Source organism: Amaricoccus sp. W119 (assembly GCF_047275745.1).
Lineage (GTDB): Bacteria > Pseudomonadota > Alphaproteobacteria > Rhodobacterales > Rhodobacteraceae > Amaricoccus.
Genome location: NZ_JBKQWU010000012.1, coordinates 32655 through 51027, shown reverse-complemented (window position 1 = coordinate 51027; position 18373 = coordinate 32655). Strand labels below are relative to the sequence as shown.

Below are 18373 nucleotides of genomic sequence, written 5' to 3'. Positions count from 1 at the left end.
GGTGCTCACCGCTTGGTGGTGGTGGAGACCGCCGACTGGATCGCGAACATGATCCGGTCGAGGAGGAAGCCGATGATGCCGATCGTGAGCACCGCGACCATGATCCGGGCGAGGCTGTTGGAACTGCCGTTCTGGAACTCGTCCCAGACGAACTTTCCGAGGCCCGGATTCTGCGCCAGCATCTCGGCGGCGATCAGCACCATCCAGCCGACCCCGAGCGAGAGCCGGAGCCCGGTGAAGATGAGCGGCAGCGCCGAGGGCAGCACCAGCTTGGTGATCTTGGTCCAGGTCGAGAGCTTCAGCACCCGGCCGACATTCACGAGATCCTTGTCGATCGAGGCGACGCCCACTCCGGTATTGATGAGCGTGGGCCAAAGCGAGCAGAGCGTCACGGTGATCGCCGAGACGAGGAAGCTCTTCGACATGCCGCCGCTCGTCGTCGTGTAGAGCGCCGAGACCACCATGGTCACGATCGGCAGCCAGGCGAGCGGCGAGACCGGCTTGAAGATCTGGATGAGCGGCGTCAGCCCGAGGTTCACCGTGGGGCTGAGCCCGCAGAGGATGCCCACGGGGACCGCCACCAGCGTCGCGATGGCGAAGCCGAAGAGCACGGTCTGGATCGAGGTCCAGATCTGGTCGTAGAAGGTCGGCGCGCCGGTATATGCGTGGAGCCGGACCGGCTGGCCCTGCGCGGCGAGCTCGGCGTTGCGTACCTCCTGCCGGGCGAAGAAGTCCGCCTCCTTCTGCTGATCGACGCGGTAGTCCTCGTGCAAGGCCACCGCCTGCTCCCAGACCGCGCCCGGTCCCGGCAGCGCCCCGAGCGAAGTCTGCACGCGCGGCGCCAACTGACCCCAGGCGAAAAGGAAGAGCGCGATCGCGATCAGCGGGATGCCGAGCAGGCGCGCGAAGCTCTTCAGATTGCCCGCCGGATCGTCGCCGGCGACGGCCTTCACCAGCGGCGCGAGGAAGGCGAGGCCGAGCGTTTCCAGCACGTCGGCGGCGCGGGAGGCGCGGGCGACGCGGCGGGCGCGGCGGGCATCGGCCTCGGGATTGGTGTCGAGAGCGAGTGTCATCCGGGCCTCCATCAACCCTGCACGCCGGCGCTGGTGACGGTCTGCCCGCCCTTCAACCCGATCGGAAATTTCGTGAGGTAGTCGTTCGGCGCGCGGCCGTCGTATTCGACGCCGTCGATGAAGGCGCTCGTCGGGGCCTTGTAGCCATCACTGCCGAAGGGGAAATCCTCCGCCTTGGCGCGGCCTTCCTCGATCAGGAGCCGTGCGGCCTCCTCGTAGATCGCGGGCTTGTAGACGGATTTGGCGGTCTCGTCGTACCAGGCGTCGGGCTTTTCCTCGGCGATCTGCCCCCAGCGGCGCATCTGGGTCAGCGTCCAGACCGCGTCGGAGTAGTAGGGGTAGCTCGCGAAGTCGCGGAAGAAGATGTTGAAATCCGGCGCCGGGCGCACGTCGTCCGCGCCGAAGGCGAAAGTGCCGGTCATCGAATTGGCGATGACCTCCGCGTCGGCGCCGACGTACGAGGAATGCGAGAGGATCTCCACCGCCTCGGCCCTGTTGGCGCCATTGTCGGCATCGAGCCATTCGACGGCGCGGATCAGCGCCTTGGTGAGCGCGAGCGTGGTGTTGGGGTTCCGCTCGACGAATTCCGCCGTCAGCCCGAAGACCTTCTCGGGGTTCTTCTCGAAGATCTGCTCGTCGGTGACGACCGGAAGCCCGATCTTCTTGAAGACCGCCGCCTGGTTCCAGGGCTCGCCCACCGAATAGCCGGCGATCGTGCCGGCTTCGAGCGTCGCCGGCATCTGCGGCGGCGGCGTCACCGAGAGCAGCACATCGGCGGCGATCTGCCCCTTCGCATCGCTCTTGCCGTAGAAGCCCGGGTTGAGCCCGCCGGCGGCGAGCCAGTAGCGCAGTTCGTAGTTGTGCGTCGAGACCGGGAAGACCATGCCCATGTTGAACGGGCTGCCACGTTCGTGCGCCGCGTCGATCGCCGGGCGGAGCGCGGCCGCCGAGATCGGATGCTCCGGCTTGCCGTCCGGCCCGCGCGGAACCAGCGGCGCCATCGCGTCCCAGACGGCGTTGGAAACGGTGATCGCATTGCCGTTCAGGTCCATCGAGAACGGCGTGACGATATGCGCCTTGGTGCCATAGCCGACCGTCGCGGCCAGCGGCTGGCCCGCCAGCATGTGCGCGCCGTCGAGTTCGCCGGAGATCACCCGGTTCAGCAGTACCTTCCAGTTGGCCTGCGCCTCGAGGCGGACATAGAGCCCCTCATCTTCGAAGAAATGCTTCTCGTAGGCGATGGCGAGCGGCGCCATGTCGGTGAGCTTGATGAAACCGAGCGTGAGTTCGTCCTTTTCGACCGGCAGAGGATCGGCCTGGGCTGCGAAACACGCGATGAGAGTGAGGGCGGTACCCGTGGGGATGCCCGTGAGGATATTGCGCATGGCTACCCTGTCATGATCCTGACTAGGATCCCGGAACGACCCCGGAATCCGGCGAAACGAAAGAAGCCGCCGACCAGTTCGCAGCCCCGCGGGTGCGAAGGTCAGGCGGCTTTGCCTGGGCGCCGTCTTTGGCGCTGAATCTCGTGATGCCCGGCCCGTCGGTGAGCCGATAACGTTTTGCTAGCGCGAATCGCGAGTGCCGCGCAAGCGCCGCGTGAGCATGGGATGCGCTTTTTTCGCAGTTGCACAATAGACGGGCAGTTCCGGGGCCGCCGAGGGCATCGCACTGCGCAAAAGCGCGCCGTCCGACCCGGATTCCGCCCGGATTCAGTCGTCGGCGGGGTCGAAGATCACGCCGTCGAAGAAGCGGTCGGGGCCAAGGACCAGCTTGCCGAGCGTCGAGGCGACCGCCGTCGGGACCCCCATGGCACCCTCGACCTTCTCGGAAGCGCCGGGAAGATCCGCGCCGATGGGCCCCAGTGCGCGGCGGAACAGGTCGGTCCGGAAGGATGCGCGGGCCGCGGCGCGGAGGCGCCCGCGGTCGGCACCGCCGAGCTTCGCCAGCGCCTCCGCGATCCAGAGCCCCTGGCTGCGCCAGGGGAAGTTCGCCGCGGCTGCGAAGAACTCGATGAACCTGGGCGCGAGGCGCTCGTCGCCGGCCGGGTTGATCGCAAGCCGACCGGTCAGGGCGCGTTCCAGCAGGTCGGGGTGCATGTCGAGATAGTCCGCGCGGCCGAGAATGCCCGCCGCCGTCGCCGTGTTCGAGGACTCGTCGAGCCAGCGCGCCGCGCGCCAGACCGCGCGCATCAGCGCCTCCGCCGTCTCCGGCCGCGCTTCCACACTGGCCCTCGGCATCGCCAGCGCCTTCTCGGGCGCGAAGCGCCAGATCGCGGCGCCGGGCAGGATGAGCTCGGCCGCGCCCCGCTCGACGGCGACGCTGCCCCAGGGCTCGCCGACGCAGAAGAGGTCGATCTCGCCCGCCGCCATCGCCTTGGCCATCCGGGGCGGCGGCACGGTTGTGAGTTCGACCTCGCCGGCCATGCCAACGCCGCTGAGCCAGTAGGTGACGATCAGCGCATGCGTCGAATAGGGGAACGGCACTCCGACCCTGAGCCGCCGCCCGGCGGCCGCGGCGCGAAGCGCCTGCCCCGTCGCGGCCGCGTCGAGAAAATCATCCGCCCGCGCCCGGATCTCCCGAGCGAGCGCGGGGCTCGCGCCGATGACCTCGCCATTGACCGAGAGCAGCATCAGCGCGTCGAGCGGCTCGTCGCCGGCTCCGATCCCGCCGCTTTGCGCGACGATCACCGGCGCCAGCATATGCGCCGCGTCATAGGCGCCCCAGATCAGCCGGTCGCGCAACGCCGCCCAGGAGAGTTCGCGGCGCAGCCGCAGGTCGAGGCCCTCCTCCGCCGCGAAGCCGATCTCCGCCGCGATGACGAGCGGCGCGGCATCGACGAGCGGCACGTATCCGCAGTCGATCCGCCGGGTCATCTGAGCAGGTCCGCGGCGGTGATCAGCGCGCGCGCCACATCGACCACCTTGCGGCCCTGCGCCATCGCCGTCTTGCGGAGAAGCGCGTAGGCCTCCTCCTCGCCGAGACCCTTGGCCTTCATCAGCATGCCCTTGGCGCGGTCCACGGTCTTGCGCTCCTCGAGCGCGGCCTTCGTCGCCTCCAACTCGGCGCGGAGCCGCGCCACGACGTGGAAGCGCGCGATCGCCGCCTCCAGTACCGGCTTGATCCGCTCGCGGCTGAGGCCATCGACGACATAGGCGCTGACCCCGGCCTCGATCGCCGCGCGCATCACGCCGGCGTCGGAGCGGTCGACGAACATCGCCACCGGCCGGTCGCTCGGGCTCGAGGCGAGGGTCAGCGCATCGAGCACGTCGCGGTCGGGGCTTTCGAGATCGATCAGCACCACATCCGGCGCCAGTGCGCGGAGCCGGCGCGCGAGGCCGATCACGTCGCCGATCACCGTGATGTCGTAGTCGCCGGCATCGCGCAATCCATCGACGATCATGAGCGCGCGGTCATGATCCTGTTCGACGACGGCGATGGAGAGCCTCTCGGTCATGGCCCGCATGTTGCACCGCGGCGAGGGCGCTTCGCAAGACCCACGCCGCCAGGGCCGCGCGTCAGCGCGTCATTGCGGGATCACGCCTTCGATGCCTTCGACGTAGAAGTTCATCCCGGCGAGCACCCCGTCCTCCGGCGTCTCGCCCTCGGCGAGCCAGGCGGAGCCGTCCTGCTTGTTGATCGGCCCGGTGAACGGGTGCAGCGTCCCCGCCGCGATCGCGTCGCGCACCCCCTCGGCCCTGGCCTTGACCTCGGCGGGGACGGTCTCGGTGATCTCGCCGATCTTCACCTCGCCCTCGGCGATCCCGGCCCAGGTCGCGTTCTGCGCGTAGCTGTCGTCGAGCAGCTCGCCGACGCGCTTGATGTAGTACGGACCCCAGTTGTCGATGATCGAGGAGACCCGCGGGCTCGGCTTGTATTCCGCCATGTCGGAGGCCTGGCCGAAGCCGATGATCCCCTCGGTCTTCGCCGCTTCCGCGAGCGGCGCGGTCGAGTCGGTGTGCTGCAGGATCACGTCCACCCCCTGCTCGATCAGCGCCTTGGCGGCGTCCGCCTCCTTCGCCGGATCGAACCAGGTATAGGCCCAGACCACCGAGAACGTGATGTCCGGGTTGACCTTCCTCGCGGCGAGGAAGCTCGAATTGATGCCCTGAATGACCTCGGGGATCGGGAAGGAGCCGATATAGCCGATCTTGTTCGACTTGGTCATGAGCCCGCCGATCGTGCCCATCACCGCCCGGCCCTCGTAGAAGCGCGCGTCATAGGTCGAGAGGTTCGGGCTGTCGCGCTTGTAGCCGGTCGCGTGTTCGAACATCACGTTGGGGAACTTCTTCGCCACATTGTTGATCGGGTCCATGTAGCCGAAGGAGGTGGCGAAGATGATGTTGCAGCCCGAGAGCGCCATCTGCGTCATCACCCGCTCGGAATCCGCGCCCTCGGGCACGCTCTCCTGATAGGCGGTCTCGACCCTGTCGCCGAACTCCGCCTCCAGATCGAGCCGGCCCTGATCGTGCTGGAAGGTCCAGCCGCCGTCGCCGATCGGGCCGACATAGACGAAGCAGGCCTTCACCTTGTCGAGGGCGAAGGCCGATGTGCCGAGCGCCAGCCCGAGGCCAAGACCGAGCGCCGCGCTGGCGAGAAGGTTTCCGCGTTTCATGTCAATGGCTCCATGGTTCAAGGGATGGACGGCCGCGGGGCTCAGCGCGCGGCGTGGAAATTGCGGCCGAGCGCCGCGGGGGCGTTCGCGCCCCGCCCGCCTCGTCCGGCGGATATGAAGACGAGCACGATGATCGTGATGACATAGGGCGACATGGCGAGATACTCGACCGGGATACGCGCGCCCGCCGCCTGCAGGTTCAACTGCAGGACCGAGATGCCGCCGAAGAGATAGGCGCCGATCAGGACCCGCCAGGGCTTCCAGCTTGCGAAGACCACGATCGCGAGCGCGATCCAGCCGGCGCCGGCGGTGATCCCGTCCGCCCATTGCGGCACGCGCACGAGGCTGAGGTAGGCGCCGCCCAGCCCCGCCATCGCGCCGCCGAAGAGGATCGCGAGGAAGCGGACGCGCGTGACCCTGTAGCCGAGCGCATGCGCCGCGTCGTGGTTCTCGCCCACCGCGCGCAGGACGAGGCCGGGTCGTGAATACCGCAGCGCGGCCCAGACCGCCGCGACCGCGGCGATCGAGAGATAGACCCAGATGTCGTGGCGAAAGAGCATCGGCCCGAGCCCCGGAATGTCGGAGAGCAGGGGTATGTCGAGCCGCGGCGTCGGTGGCGGCTTCACCCCGACATAGCCCTGGCCGATCAGCGAGGAGAGCCCCAGTCCGAAGAGCGTGAGCGCGAGCCCGGTCGCGACCTGGTTGGCGAGAAAGACCTGGGTCAGCACCGCGAAGACGAGCGAGAGCGCCGCCCCCGCCAGCGCCGCCGCGAGGAAGCCGAGGAGCGGACTGCCACTCTGGACCGCGGCGACGAGGCCGCAGATCGCGCCGATGATCATCATCCCCTCGACGCCGAGGTTCAGGACGCCCGCCTTCTCCGCCACGAGCTCGCCGATCGCCGCGAACATGATCGGCACGGCCGCGACCATGAGCGAGGCGATCAGGATCGCCGGATTGATCCCCCCGAGCATCAGGCGGCTCCTTTCGTCGCGAAACGGACGCGGTAGTTCGAGAGCACGTCGACGCCGAGCAGGAAGAAGAGCAGCATCCCCTGGAACGCCTGGATCGCCGCCGAAGGCAGGCCGAGCATGAACTGCGCGAGTTCGCCCCCGATATAGGTGAGCGCCATCAGGAGCCCGGCGAAGAGGATGCCGACCGGGCTCAGCCGCCCGAGGAAGGCCACGATGATCGCGGTGAACCCGTATCCCGAGGCGAAGTCGATGCTGATCTGCCCCGAGGGTCCGGTGACCTCGAAGAGACCGGCGAGTCCCGCGAGCGCGCCCGAGATCCCCATGCAGAGGATCACGAGCCGATCCGGGTTCACCCCCGCGAAGCGCGCCGCCCTCGGCGCCGCCCCGGAGAGGCGGATGTTGAAGCCGAGCTTGTGCCGCCGGAGCAGGAATTCCGCCGCGACGACCGCGACGACCGCGGCGACGACGCCCCAGTGCAGCCCGGTGCCCGCGATGAGTTCCCCGTTCGCCGAGGACGGCCACTGGCTCAGGTTGCGCGAACCGGGAAAACCGCCGCCTTCGGGGTTGCGGAGCGCGCCGAGCGCCATCGAGGCGAGCAGCGACTGCGCGACATAGACGAGGAGCAGCGAGACGAGGATCTCGTTGGTGCGGAAGTTCGTCCGGAGGATCGCCGGGATCATCGCCCAGAGAAACCCGCCGAGCGCGCCCGCGAGCACCATGAGCGGAAAGATGAGCCAGCGCGCCTCCATCGGATAGAGCGCGAGCCCGGCGGCGGCGCCGCAGATCGCGCCCATGATGTACTGCCCCTCGGCGCCGATGTTCCAGACCCCGGCGCGGAAGCCGAGCGAGAGCCCGACCGCGATCAGGATGAGCGGCCCGGCCTTCACCAGAAGCTGCGGCCGCGAGTAGCTTGCGACATTCGGGTCGAAGAGCGGCGACCAGAAGATGGTGCGGATCGCCTCGACCGGGTTCTTGCCGAGCAGCGCGAACATGATGCCTCCGGCGATCATGGTGAGCAGCACGGCGAGGATCGGCGTCGCGATCGTCCAGGCGCGCGAGGGCGAGGGCCGCTTCTCAAGCGTGAGCATGGGCGACCTCCATCCCGTGGGCGCCGCCCATCATCAGGCCGATCTCGTCCACGCTGAGCCCCTCCGTCGGCCGGGGCGCCGTCATCCGGCCGCCGTTGAGCGCGGCGAAGCGGTCGGCGACTTCCAGCAGTTCGTCGAGATCCTGGCTGATCACCACCACCGCCGCGCCCGCCGCCGCGCGGTCGAGCAGCGCCTGACGGATCGCCGCCGCCGCCGCCGCGTCGACGCCCCAGGTCGGCTGGTTCACGACGACCACCTTCGGCTCCTGCAGAAGCTCCCGCCCGATCACGAACTTCTGCAGGTTGCCGCCCGAGAGCGCGCGGGCGGCGACCTCCGTCCCCGGCGTACGCACGTCGTATTTCGCGATCACCTCGGCGGCGAAGTCCCGCGTCTTCTTCCAGTCGATCAACCCGCGCGCCATCAGGCCGCGACGCGCCGCCGCCGAGAGCAGCGCGTTCTCCGTCAGCGTCATGTCGGGCGCCGCCGCGTGGCCAAGCCGTTCCTCCGGCGCCGCGACGAGGCCGAGCCGCCGCCGCTCCGCCGGACCGAGCCCGCCCACGCCCCTGCCCCCGATCCGGATCGCCTCGGGCGGCGCGCGCAACTCGCCCGAGAGCGCGAGCAGGAGCTCGTCCTGGCCGTTGCCCGCGACACCCGCGATGCCGAGGATCTCGCCCTCGCGCACGGCGAAACTCACATCGCGGAGGCCGACGCCGAAGGGATTGGGCGAGCCGAGCGTGAGCCTCGAGACTTCGAGCGCGACCGGCCCGAGAGCCCGCCCGGTCCTGGCGGGCGGGGTCAGCGTCTGGCCGACCATCATCTCCGCGAGATCCCGCGCCGTCTTCTCGCGGGGCGCGCAGCTTCCGACCACCCTGCCCCGACGCAGGATGGTGGCGCCATCGCAGAGCGCGCGGATCTCCTCGAGCTTGTGGCTGATGTAGAGGATCGCCGTGCCCTCGGCGGACAGCTGACGCAGCGTGCGGAACAGGATCTCGACCTCCTGCGGCGTCAGCACGCTGGTCGGCTCGTCCATGATGAGGAGCTTCGGGTCCTGCAGGAGACAGCGCACGATCTCGACCCGCTGCCGCTCCCCCGCCGAGAGATCGCCGACGAGCCGGCCGGGATCGAGCGGCAGGCCGTATTCCTCGCTGACCTCGCGAATCCGGGCCGCGAGCGCGCGCGTCGGCGGCGGGTTCTCCATGCCGAGCGCGACATTCTCCGCCACGTCGAGCGCGTCGAAGAGCGAGAAGTGCTGGAACACCATCGCGACGCCCGTCGCCCGCGCGACCGAGGGCTTCGGCGGCGCGTAGGGCTCACCCCGGAGGCGCATCGTCCCGCTGTCGGGCCGCACCAGCCCGTAGATCATCTTGACGAGCGTCGACTTGCCCGCGCCGTTCTCGCCGAGCAGCGCGTGAACCTCGCCGGGAGCGATCGAAAAGCGCACATCCTCGTTCGCCTTCACGCCCGGATACGATTTCGAAAGCCCGTCGATTTCGAGGAGCGGAGTCATTCGCCGGTCACGCGATCAATTGCGCGGGGATGAGTGGCGCGGGCACGCATGGGCTCTCCATCCGTCGTTTCGACCCGATATCAGGCATGGAACCCGGCGCCGCGCAAGAGCGACACGCAACGTTTCGTTAACTGCCGCGTCAATGCGCGGTTGACGGGCCCGCGGCCGCGCGAACTGTGCAATCCCGCGCCACCGAGGGGCGGCCGCGCCGCCGCTTGGCCCGGCCCGGCCGCCGGGTTAGAGATCGGTCCATGACCGAGCCGCGATTCATCCACCTCCGCCTCCACTCCGCCTATTCGCTGCTCGAGGGCGCGATCCAGGTGAAGAAGCTGCCGAAGCTTTGCCGCGACGCGGGAATGCCCGCCGTGGCCTTGACCGACACCGGCAATCTCTTCGCGGCGCAGGAGTTTTCCAGCGTACTGGCGAAGGAGGGCATCCAGCCGATCATGGGCTGCCAGATCGCGCTCGCACATGCGCGGGTCGGCCCCGGCGAGAAGGCGCCGCCGCCCCGCCCGATCGTCCTGCTCGCCCAGAACGAGGCGGGATTCCTGAACCTGCTCCGGCTCTCCTCGATCAACTATCTCGACGCGGTGGGCACCGAACCGCATGTCCCGATCGGCGCGCTCGAAGCCCATGCCGAGGGGCTGATCTGCCTCACCGGAGGCGCCGAGGGCGCGGTCGGGCAGCTGATCCGCGACGGTCAGCCCGGCCGCGCGCGCGACCTTCTGACGCGGCTCCGGGGCCTCTTCCCCGACCGGCTCTATGTCGAGATCGAGCGTCATCCCGAGAACGGCGCGCCGCGCACGCTCGCCGAGGCCGCGACCGAACCCGCGCTGGTTGAACTCGCCTATGAACTCGACCTGCCGCAGGTCGCAACCAACGACGTGCATTTCCCCGCCCCGAAGATGTACCCCGCGCATGACGCGCTTCTCTGCATCGCGGAGGGCGCCTATGTCGATCAGCAGGCGCCGAGACGGCGGCTGACGCCGGAGCACCATTTCAAGACCCAGGACGAAATGGTCGCGCTCTTCGCCGATCTGCCCGAGGCGGTGGAGAACACCGTCGAGATCGCCCGCCGCTGCGCCTTCCGCCCGAAGAAACGCAAGCCGATCCTGCCGCGGTTCGCCGAGGACGAGGTCGAGGAACTCCGCCGGCAGGCGCGCGAGGGGCTCGCCGCCCGTCTCGCCGTCATCCCGCATTCCGCGAGCGTCGCGGAGTACGAGGCCCGGCTCGAATTCGAGCTTGGCGTCATCGAGGGCATGGGCTTCCCCGGCTACTTTCTCATCGTCGCCGATTTCATCAAATGGGCGAAGGAGCACTCGATCCCGGTCGGCCCGGGCCGCGGCTCGGGCGCGGGCTCGCTCGTCGCCTATGCTCTGACGATTACCGACCTCGATCCATTGCGGTACGGGCTGCTCTTCGAGCGGTTCCTGAACCCCGAGCGCATCTCGATGCCGGATTTCGACATCGACTTCTGCATGGACCGGCGCGAGGAGGTCATCGCCTATGTGCAGGAGCGTTACGGCCGCGACCGCGTGGCGCAGATCATCACCTTCGGCGCCCTGCTCTCCAAGGCGGCCGTCCGCGACGTCGGCCGCGTGCTGCAGATGCCCTACGGCCAGGTGGACCGGCTCTCTAAGCTGATCCCGGTCGAAGGCGTGAAACCAGTCTCCGTCGAGAAGGCACTGGCCGAGGAACCGCGACTCCGCGAGGAAGCGCGCAAGGAGCCGCGGGTGTCGCGGCTGCTCGACATCGCGCAGCAGGTCGAGGGACTGCTCCGCAACGCCTCAACCCACGCGGCGGGCGTGGTGATCGGCGACCGGCCGCTCGTGGAACTCGTGCCGCTCTACCGCGATCCGCGCTCAGACATGCCGGCGACGCAGTTCAACATGAAATGGGTCGAGGACGCGGGCCTCGTCAAATTCGACTTCCTTGGCCTCAAGACGCTCACCGTCATCCAGAACGCGCTCGATCTCCTGAAGGCGCGCGGCGTCGAGATCGATATCTCGGCGATCCCGATCGACGACCAGAAGACCTACGAGCTTTACGCCTCCGCGCAGTCGGTCGCGATCTTCCAGGTGGAAAGCTCGGGCATGCGCGACGCGCTGCGCCAACTCAAGCCGACCTGCATCGAGGACATCATCGCCCTCGTGGCCCTCTACCGGCCCGGGCCGATGGAGAACATCCCGAAGTTCTGCAACGTCAAGAACGGGCGCGAGAAGCGCGACAACCTGCACCCTTCGATCGACGGCATCCTCGACGAGACGCAAGGCATCATCGTCTACCAGGAACAGGTGATGGAAATCGCCCGCAAGATGGCGGGCTATTCGCTCGGCGGCGCCGACCTGCTCCGCCGTGCCATGGGCAAGAAGATCCAGGCCGAGATGGACGCGCAGAAGCCGCTCTTCCTCGACGGCGCGGCGAAGAACGGCGTTTCCAAGGCGAAGGCCGAGGAAGTCTGGAACCTGCTCGACAAGTTCGCCAACTACGGTTTCAACAAGTCCCACGCCGCCGCCTATGCCGTGGTGAGCTACCAGACGGCCTGGCTCAAGGCGAACCACCCGGTCGAGTTCATGGCCGCCGTGATGAACTGCGACATCCACCTGACCGACAAGCTCGGGGCCTACAAGCAGGAGGTGGACCGGCTCGGCATCGGCATCGTGCCGCCCTGCGTCAACCGCTCGGAGGCGACCTTCACCGTGAAGGACGGCGAGATCGTCTACGGGCTCGGCGCGCTCAAGAACGTGGGCGTCGAGGCGATGCGGCTTATCACCGAGGCGCGGGCGGCGGGCGGCACCTTCACCGGCCTCTTCGACTTCGCCGCGCGGGTGGATCTCAAGCGGATCGGCAAGCGGGCGCTCGAAATGCTGGCGCGGGCGGGCGCGCTCGACGGGCTCGATTCGAACCGGCGCAAGGTCTTCGAGAGCCTCGAAGCCCTCGTCGCCCAATCCGCCAGCGCGCATGAGGAGCGCGCCTCGGCGCAGGTCAGCCTCTTCGGCGAGGCGACGGACAGCCTGCCCGCGCCCCGGCTGCCGAACCCGGACGACTGGACGCCGGTCGAGCGGCTGACGCAGGAACTGCTCGCGATCGGCTTCTACCTCTCGGGTCACCCGCTCGACGACTACGCGGGCGCCCTGAAGCGGCAGGGTGTGCTCACCTACGCCGAACTCCTGCGCCGCGCGCGCGAGCAGCGGGCGGTGAGCGCCCGGATCGCGGGCTCGGTCTCGGCCAAGGAGGAACGCAAGTCCGCCCGCGGCAACCGCTTCGCCTTCGTCCGCCTCTCCGACCCGTCCGGGCTCTACGAGGTCACGGTCTTCTCCGACGTGCTGGAGGCGGCGCGCGACCACCTGGAACCCGGCGCCAACGTGGTCCTGACCGTGGAGGCGGAGACCGACGGCGACGAGATGAAACTCCTCGCCCGCGCCGCGCAACCGGTGGACCTGGCCGTCGCCGGCGCCGCCCCCGCCGGCATCCGCATCTTCGTGAACGACGCATCCGCCGCCCCATCGCTCGCCACCCGCCTCACCGCCATAGCCAAGGACGGCGGCGCCCGGCGCGGCCCGGTCGAGATCGTCGTCCTGGCCCCCGACCTGCCCGGCGAAACGGTGCTGTCGCTGAAAGAGGCGTACCCGGTCTCGCCGCAGGTGATCGGCGCGGTGAAGTCGGTTTCGGGCGTGGTGATGGTGGAGGAGTTTTGAGGGTTTCGAAATGGAATCTCAAATCCAAATCCACTCGAAGTCAGCCAAACGACCCTAAATTTGGAATTTCTTGCATGAAAATTTCACGCATAAAAGTAAATAATTTTCGAAGATTTGTCGATCTAGAAATAAAAAATATTCCATGCTCTGCAAAGCTTGTGATTCTCTCCGGACCGAATGGATCCGGGAAGTCATCACTTTTTGATGCTTTTCTCTTAAAATATCGCGCAGATAATCTACTCAGCTATCGAGAAGATCGAGAATATTATAATAATAATGAAAATCAGGATATAGATTTCTATAAACGAATTCAGATACTCACCCATGGATCGATCCAATTATTGGCAGGAAGTTTTTACATTCGCGGCGCTCACCGTCACGAAGCAGATTTTCAAATCGATTCTCTTTCGAAACAGAGAGACATTATCCAAAGCTTCAATCTCAGCAGATTGATTGATCAAGACGCCGAGGCTTCTATGAACTACCAACGGATCGCCGCACAAACTCTCGAGGACGTTTTTGTCAATGAATTACCCAATTTGACAATTGCAGAATTTCGGGAACGAATTGTCGGAGACATTCGGAAGCCGATTCTGCGACTTTTTTCCGATTTAAATTTTCTGGGCATCGGAAATCCTTTAGAGAACGGCACATTTCAATTCAGTAAAGGTAAAATTTCGAAATTTGATTACAAGAATCTATCGGGCGGTGAGAAGGCAGCTTTCGATCTCATTACGGATCTCGTAATTAAACGCCGCACTTACAAAGACGCGATTTATTGTATCGACGAGCCCGAATTACACATGAACACGAGGACCCAAGGTGCCCTTTTGGAGGAACTCTTGGAACTCATACCCGACGAGTCTCAGCTGTGGATCGCTTCGCATTCAATCGGCATGCTGCGGAAGGCTCGGGAGTTGTATGACAAGGATCCAAACTCGGTGGTTTTTTTGGACTTCGGTGATCGCGATTTCGATCAGGCGACGGTGATCGAGCCGACCAAGCCGACGAGAGCGTTCTGGGCTAACGTGCTGCATGTTGCGCTCGATGATCTTGCTTTCCTAGTAGCCCCATCCGAAGTTGTAATCTGCGAAGGCAATCCGGCGGGTCAAGTCCCAGGGAAGAATGCCGAGCACGACGCCCGCGTCTACACGACCATCTTCGCGGATGAGTTTCCCGATACCACCTTCATCTCCGCAGGCAATTCAAGAGAGGTCTCTGGCGATTTCCTCGGAATCGCAGCCGCGCTGCCGAAGATAGCGAATGGCATGAAGATCAAACGTCTTATCGATTTGGACGACCACACTTCAACTGATGTGGCCGACTTCAATGAGAAAGGGATCACCGTGCTCGGCCGACGGCACCTCGAGTCCTATCTGTGGGATGACGAGGTGCTGACCGCGCTTTGCAACTCGCTTGGGAAATCGGCCGAGATCCCATCCGTCCTGGCCGAAAAGGAGCAGGCAATCGCCGATAGCGTTTCGAGGGGCAACATGGCTGATGACGTCAAGAAGGCTGCGGGAACGATACATCAGAAAATCAAGCGTATCCTCAGCACAGGCCAGTTGGGGAACGATCCAGCGTCATTCGCGCGTGACACGCTCGCCCCACTGATAAAGCCGGGTATGTCGGTATACGATGAGCTAAAGACGGACATATTTGGCCGGTAGACGGAATCAAGAGGGGCACCGTCGCCGGTGCCCCTTCTCGAATGGCTGGCTCGAATGTCGGAGCCGCCCGATCCCGGCGGGCTCAGGCCGCCTCGGCCTCGTTGCGGTGCGCCTGGCGCTCGCTTTCCTCGCGGCTGAGCGCCACGGAGGTCCGCACGCCGCGGCGGACGAATTCCATCATGCCGTTCACGCAGCGCTCGTTCGGGTCGATCCCCGCGCACATCAGCACCTCGCGGCCGTCGCGCGAGCGTGCCCAGCGGGCGATCACCTCGGCGCCGTTGCCATACTTCTTGTCATCGGCGATCGCGTCATCCAGCGCCGCGAGCACGACCGCGGCGAACAGCTTCTGAGCGCGCGCCCCCTGGTCATTCGTCAGTGCGACCCGATCCACGTAATCGAACATTACGCTTATCCTTCTTCCTCAGTCCGTCGAAATCTGGCGCACTATGACGATTGTGCGACGTTTGGGGAGTGCCATTATCACATGGCAGTCATGCGTCAATCATATAGGCGTCCGTGGTAGGGCACATATAGACCGCCCACCGCGCGGATCAACTACGATCAACCGGCGCCAAAGCGAAACATTCATATTCCCGTCGCTATCCGGTGCGACGGCCGGACACGGCTCAAAAGCTCCGGCGCGCGACCCTCCGGCCACCCGCGGAAAGCTAGTTGAGCCCCGCCCCGACCACCTCGGACAGCGAGCGACTGAGTCGCGCCGCCGCCGCCCGCGGCATCGAGAATCGGAAAATAGCGTCGTTGGCGAGCTGGAACGAGAGGACGATATGCCGCTCCTGCCCCACCGGAACCGCCGCGCTCGCGGCATCGCGCACCGGCAGGGCGAGCACGGACCGCTCCCGCGTCGCGGCGTAACGCCGCTCCTGCAACGCGCTACTGGCCGAGAACAGCGCCATGATGACGGGAGCGAGCGTCCGAACAGTCAGGTCGAGCGAGATGAGATCGCCGTCCTCGGTGGCAAGATCTATCCTGCCATACTGATCATTGACGACCGCGACCTGAGCCACCTCGGAAATGATGAAACTACGATTAGGCAGTTCGTTCATTACTCGCAAACCAATCTGGGAGAACCTTTCGGCGTTAGCGGCGCGGGATCGGTCAGAGATCAGGAATTGATCGGATTAAGATCGGGGCCTGACACTCTCAATTGATCGTTAACGCCCGCGGTCCCGCGAGGTATCTCGATTCCTTGCTGTCGGATTAGTGGCCAGTGATGGCCGATACTCACGCCATCATAGAACTCGACTTGCGATGAGTCCATCGCAAGGCGCGAGCCGTGTCTGGATCGGGGGTCGGGATCGAGGTCGGGACCGGGGGAGACTGGCGCGTGGACGCGGGCGGGCGTCCATTCCCGCGGCAGCGGGGGCGTCTATTCCCAGAGCCGCGGTTCGGCGAATTCGATCGAGTTGCCGGCGGGGTCGCGGACATAGATCGACCGGGCGCCGTTCGGCCAGAGGAAATCCGCCTCGATCGCGACGCCGGCGGCGGGGAGGTGCGCGGCCCAGGCGTCGAGTTCGTCGCGCGTGGCCGCGAAGCACATGTGCCCGGGCCCGTGCGCGCCATGCGGCGGAACCGGGGGCCCCGACCGGGGCGGGCGCGCGGTGGCGCGGGGATCGAAGACGAGGAGCATCCCGGCGAGCGTCCGGGCGCCGAGGCGGAAAAAGACGTGCCGACCGGGAACGCGGATCACGACGGGCAGGCCGATCACGCCGCCGTAGAAGGCCTCGGCGGCGTCGAGATCCTCGGCGTAGAGCGCGGTCTCCAGAATCGCCGAGGGAGGCGCCGCGTGCCCGGACCGGGCCGCGGACGCCTCCCCCTTTTCGGACGGCGCGCCGGGTGGTGTCTCGGCGGCCGCCATGGGCTCAGGTCTTGCGCCGGACGAGGCCGACGATCAGGAGCAGTGCGATCGCGCCGATCGTCGCCACCACCACCGCGCCGATGAACCCGCTGGCCCCGAGGCCGAGCAGGCTGAACAGGAACGCGCCGAGATAGGCGCCGATCACGCCGACGATCAGGTTCGTCAGAAGCCCGTCGCTGCGCTTCATCACCTTCTCGGCGATCCATCCCGCGATCAGCCCGATGATCAGGAAACTGATCCAGCCAAATCCTTCCATACTTCTCTCCCTCCTGCGCCAGACAAAACGGCGCGTGCCTCCCTCAACGCGCGGGACGCGAACTGGCTCCATCGGATCGCGAAATTCGTGCCCGACCCGCTTCGGACCCGCCCCGGCTCCGGACCGGCGCGCCGTGGCGGGATGTGCCGGAGCGCTACGGTCCGCGGACGACGCTCTACAATCGCTTCGTGCGTTGGCGGGCCGCCGGGGTGTGGGATCGCCTGCTCGCGGCGGTGTCGGCCGCCTACGACGGCGACATCGTGATGATCGACAGCTCCTGCGTACGGGTCCACCAGCACGGCGCCGCCGTCAAAAGGGGGGTGCCGACGCCGGGGATGGTTGCATGGGACGCTCCCGGGGCGGGCTGACCACCAAGATCCACGCGCTCGTCGACGCCGACGGACGGCCGGTCCGGCTGGAACTGACCCCCGGCCAGGCCGGCGACGCGCCCGTCGCCACGACACTACTCAAGGATCTCGCGCCCGGCACCACCCTGATCGCCGACCGTGCCTACGACACCAACGCCATCCGCGACCTCGCTGCCGAACGCGGTGCGTGGGCGAACATCCCGCCGCGCATCATCCGCAAGGGCAGCTTCGCCTTCTCGACATGGGTCTACCGGCAGAGAAATCTGGTCGAGCGCTTCTTCAACCAGGTCAAGCAATTCCGCGGTCTGGCCACCCGATACGACCGAAACCCCGAGAACTACCTCGCCGCTCTCAAGCTCGCCGCTGTCCGCATCTGGCTCGCAGAGATATGAGTCCGCACCCTAGTCCGCGCCACCGTTCCGTGCCCTGCGGGCGGCGGCGCGCGCGCGCAAAGCCTCGGCGGACGCACGCGCTTCCAGGACCGCGCCGTAGGCGCAGCCGGCGATGAAGCCGCCGAGATGCGCCTGCCAGGCGAGCATGCCGTCGAGCCAGAAGTACATCACGACGTTGAGGACAACGAGCGCGGCGACCCGGCGCCACACCGGGCTCGCCGGAACGCCCGCGGCGCGATGCCGGCGCAGGTCCCAGACCGTCCAGACGCCGATGAAGGCGAAATCGGCCCCGGATGCGCCGACCATCGGCGCCCCGCCGGAGGAGAGCAGTCCGTAGACCCCGCCGCCCGCCACCGCGCCGACGAGGAAGAGCGGCAGGATGACGCCCGGCCCGTATCGGTCCGAGACGAAGCGGCCGAGCGCCAGCAGCATCACCATGTTCATGAGCATATGCGCGAAACCGCCGTGCAGCAGGGCATGGCTCAGGAACATCGTGACGGGCTGGGCCGCGAAGATCGGCTCGGTCCCGCGCAGGAGCTGCGTCCAGAAGGCGCCGGTCTGCAGGAACCGCGCGCGAAGCGTCGGATCGGCGATCAGGCCCGCGTCGGAGGCGGACAGCAGGAGTTCCAGCGCCGCGATGACCGCGACGAGGATGATGAGGCCGCGCGGCAGCGGCGTGTAGGGCTCGGTCGGAGCGATCGTCATCGGCGCTTTCCTGAGCTTGGCGCGGGCGCCCCCGCCCGGCCTTCGCGAACCGGGGTGGACCCCGAGGCCCCGCGCGGATCGGCGGCATGCTGGCCGTCCCGGCCCGCCGCGGCAACCCCGAATTCCCGCGTTCACGAAGGGTTTCGCAAAACCG

15 protein-coding genes and 1 pseudogene are annotated in these 18373 nt (G+C 66.8%); 3 read left to right on the top strand and 13 right to left on the bottom strand.

All coding sequences use genetic code 11. The features are described 5' to 3' along the window. Window positions 1-5: 5 nt before the first annotated feature. The 8 genes from ACLJK8_RS09150 to ACLJK8_RS09115 all read right to left on the bottom strand — a co-directional run bounded on the left by ACLJK8_RS09150 (window position 6) and on the right by ACLJK8_RS09115 (window position 9254). The gene (locus ACLJK8_RS09150) at window positions 6-1073 is read right to left on the bottom strand and encodes an ABC transporter permease (RefSeq protein ID WP_413149891.1); all 1068 of its coding nucleotides are present in this window, start codon (window positions 1071-1073) and stop codon (window positions 6-8) included. A gap of 11 nt (window positions 1074-1084) precedes the next feature. After that, entirely contained in the window at window positions 1085-2458 is a 1374-nt protein-coding gene (locus ACLJK8_RS09145; RefSeq protein ID WP_413149890.1) for a CmpA/NrtA family ABC transporter substrate-binding protein, read from the bottom strand. Window positions 2459-2785: 327 nt separating this feature from the next. Further along, the gene (locus tag ACLJK8_RS09140; RefSeq protein ID WP_413149889.1) at window positions 2786-3949 is read right to left on the bottom strand and encodes a CmpA/NrtA family ABC transporter substrate-binding protein; all 1164 of its coding nucleotides are present in this window, start codon (window positions 3947-3949) and stop codon (window positions 2786-2788) included. Continuing rightward, window positions 3946-4530: an ANTAR domain-containing response regulator gene (locus tag ACLJK8_RS09135; RefSeq protein WP_413149888.1), complete on the bottom strand. Its 585-nt coding sequence runs from the start codon at window positions 4528-4530 to the stop codon at window positions 3946-3948. The genes ACLJK8_RS09140 and ACLJK8_RS09135 overlap by 4 nt, the downstream gene beginning before the upstream one ends. A 69-nt stretch (window positions 4531-4599) precedes the next feature. Next, complete coding sequence (locus ACLJK8_RS09130) at window positions 4600-5688, bottom strand: BMP family ABC transporter substrate-binding protein (protein ID WP_413149887.1); 1089 nt, start codon at window positions 5686-5688, stop codon at window positions 4600-4602. 41 nt (window positions 5689-5729) lie between these two features. Continuing rightward, on the bottom strand, window positions 5730-6662 hold the full coding sequence (locus tag ACLJK8_RS09125; protein ID WP_413149937.1) for an ABC transporter permease: 933 nt from the start codon (window positions 6660-6662) through the stop codon (window positions 5730-5732). Continuing rightward, window positions 6659-7747 carry an ABC transporter permease gene (locus ACLJK8_RS09120; RefSeq protein WP_413149885.1) on the bottom strand — a complete coding sequence of 363 codons (1089 nt, stop codon included), beginning with the start codon at window positions 7745-7747 and terminating at the stop codon, window positions 6659-6661. The genes ACLJK8_RS09125 and ACLJK8_RS09120 overlap by 4 nt, the downstream gene beginning before the upstream one ends. After that, entirely contained in the window at window positions 7734-9254 is a 1521-nt protein-coding gene (locus ACLJK8_RS09115; protein WP_413149884.1) for an ABC transporter ATP-binding protein, read from the bottom strand. The genes ACLJK8_RS09120 and ACLJK8_RS09115 overlap by 14 nt, the downstream gene beginning before the upstream one ends. A 251-nt stretch (window positions 9255-9505) precedes the next feature. Between ACLJK8_RS09115 and dnaE the strand changes: the two genes are divergently transcribed. Both dnaE and ACLJK8_RS09105 read left to right on the top strand, forming a co-directional pair. Then, entirely contained in the window at window positions 9506-12952 is a 3447-nt protein-coding gene (gene dnaE / locus ACLJK8_RS09110) for a DNA polymerase III subunit alpha (protein WP_413149883.1), read from the top strand. A gap of 74 nt (window positions 12953-13026) precedes the next feature. Continuing rightward, window positions 13027-14622, top strand: coding sequence for an AAA family ATPase (locus ACLJK8_RS09105; RefSeq protein WP_413149882.1), 1596 nt, complete (start codon window positions 13027-13029; stop codon window positions 14620-14622). An 82-nt stretch (window positions 14623-14704) separates the two neighbouring features. Here the strand turns inward: ACLJK8_RS09105 and ACLJK8_RS09100 are convergent, their stop codons facing one another. From ACLJK8_RS09100 to ACLJK8_RS09085, 4 genes are all read right to left on the bottom strand, one after another. Beyond that, window positions 14705-15025 (bottom strand): DUF6280 family protein, encoded by a 321-nt coding sequence (locus ACLJK8_RS09100; RefSeq protein WP_413149880.1) that lies wholly within the window; start codon window positions 15023-15025, stop codon window positions 14705-14707. Between the two features lie 265 nt (window positions 15026-15290). Continuing rightward, on the bottom strand, window positions 15291-15686 hold the full coding sequence (locus ACLJK8_RS09095) for a hypothetical protein (protein WP_413149878.1): 396 nt from the start codon (window positions 15684-15686) through the stop codon (window positions 15291-15293). A 323-nt stretch (window positions 15687-16009) separates the two neighbouring features. Beyond that, the gene (locus tag ACLJK8_RS09090) at window positions 16010-16498 is read right to left on the bottom strand and encodes a VOC family protein (protein WP_413149877.1); all 489 of its coding nucleotides are present in this window, start codon (window positions 16496-16498) and stop codon (window positions 16010-16012) included. Window positions 16499-16502: 4 nt separating this feature from the next. After that, window positions 16503-16754 carry a GlsB/YeaQ/YmgE family stress response membrane protein gene (locus ACLJK8_RS09085; RefSeq protein ID WP_413149876.1) on the bottom strand — a complete coding sequence of 84 codons (252 nt, stop codon included), beginning with the start codon at window positions 16752-16754 and terminating at the stop codon, window positions 16503-16505. A gap of 113 nt (window positions 16755-16867) precedes the next feature. On the opposite strand from ACLJK8_RS09085, the pseudogene ACLJK8_RS09080 reads away from it, so the two are divergent. Next, window positions 16868-17514 (top strand): annotated as a pseudogene (locus ACLJK8_RS09080) (IS5 family transposase); the annotation flags it as partial. A gap of 9 nt (window positions 17515-17523) precedes the next feature. Here ACLJK8_RS09080 and ACLJK8_RS09075 read toward each other — a convergent pair. Continuing rightward, window positions 17524-18219, bottom strand: a complete 696-nt coding sequence (locus ACLJK8_RS09075) for a rhomboid family intramembrane serine protease (protein WP_413149875.1) — start codon at window positions 18217-18219, stop codon at window positions 17524-17526. Window positions 18220-18373: the final 154 nt, after the last annotated feature.

Excerpts from the sequence above, each read along its gene's own strand:
- ACLJK8_RS09150 (WP_413149891.1), bottom strand. The coding sequence starts at position 1,073 with ATGACACTCGCTCTCGACACCAATCCCGAGGCCGATGCCCGCCGCGCC.
- ACLJK8_RS09145 (WP_413149890.1), bottom strand. The coding sequence starts at position 2,458 with ATGCGCAATATCCTCACGGGCATCCCCACGGGTACCGCCCTCACTCTC.
- ACLJK8_RS09140 (WP_413149889.1), bottom strand. The coding sequence starts at position 3,949 with ATGACCCGGCGGATCGACTGCGGATACGTGCCGCTCGTCGATGCCGCG.
- ACLJK8_RS09135 (WP_413149888.1), bottom strand. The coding sequence starts at position 4,530 with ATGACCGAGAGGCTCTCCATCGCCGTCGTCGAACAGGATCATGACCGC.
- ACLJK8_RS09130 (WP_413149887.1), bottom strand. The coding sequence starts at position 5,688 with ATGAAACGCGGAAACCTTCTCGCCAGCGCGGCGCTCGGTCTTGGCCTC.
- ACLJK8_RS09120 (WP_413149885.1), bottom strand. The coding sequence starts at position 7,747 with ATGCTCACGCTTGAGAAGCGGCCCTCGCCCTCGCGCGCCTGGACGATC.
- ACLJK8_RS09115 (WP_413149884.1), bottom strand. The coding sequence starts at position 9,254 with ATGACTCCGCTCCTCGAAATCGACGGGCTTTCGAAATCGTATCCGGGC.
- dnaE (WP_413149883.1), top strand. The coding sequence starts at position 9,506 with ATGACCGAGCCGCGATTCATCCACCTCCGCCTCCACTCCGCCTATTCG.
- ACLJK8_RS09105 (WP_413149882.1), top strand. The coding sequence starts at position 13,027 with ATGAAAATTTCACGCATAAAAGTAAATAATTTTCGAAGATTTGTCGAT.
- ACLJK8_RS09100 (WP_413149880.1), bottom strand. The coding sequence starts at position 15,025 with ATGTTCGATTACGTGGATCGGGTCGCACTGACGAATGACCAGGGGGCG.
- ACLJK8_RS09095 (WP_413149878.1), bottom strand. The coding sequence starts at position 15,686 with ATGAACGAACTGCCTAATCGTAGTTTCATCATTTCCGAGGTGGCTCAG.
- ACLJK8_RS09090 (WP_413149877.1), bottom strand. The coding sequence starts at position 16,498 with ATGGCGGCCGCCGAGACACCACCCGGCGCGCCGTCCGAAAAGGGGGAG.
- ACLJK8_RS09085 (WP_413149876.1), bottom strand. The coding sequence starts at position 16,754 with ATGGAAGGATTTGGCTGGATCAGTTTCCTGATCATCGGGCTGATCGCG.
- ACLJK8_RS09075 (WP_413149875.1), bottom strand. The coding sequence starts at position 18,219 with ATGACGATCGCTCCGACCGAGCCCTACACGCCGCTGCCGCGCGGCCTC.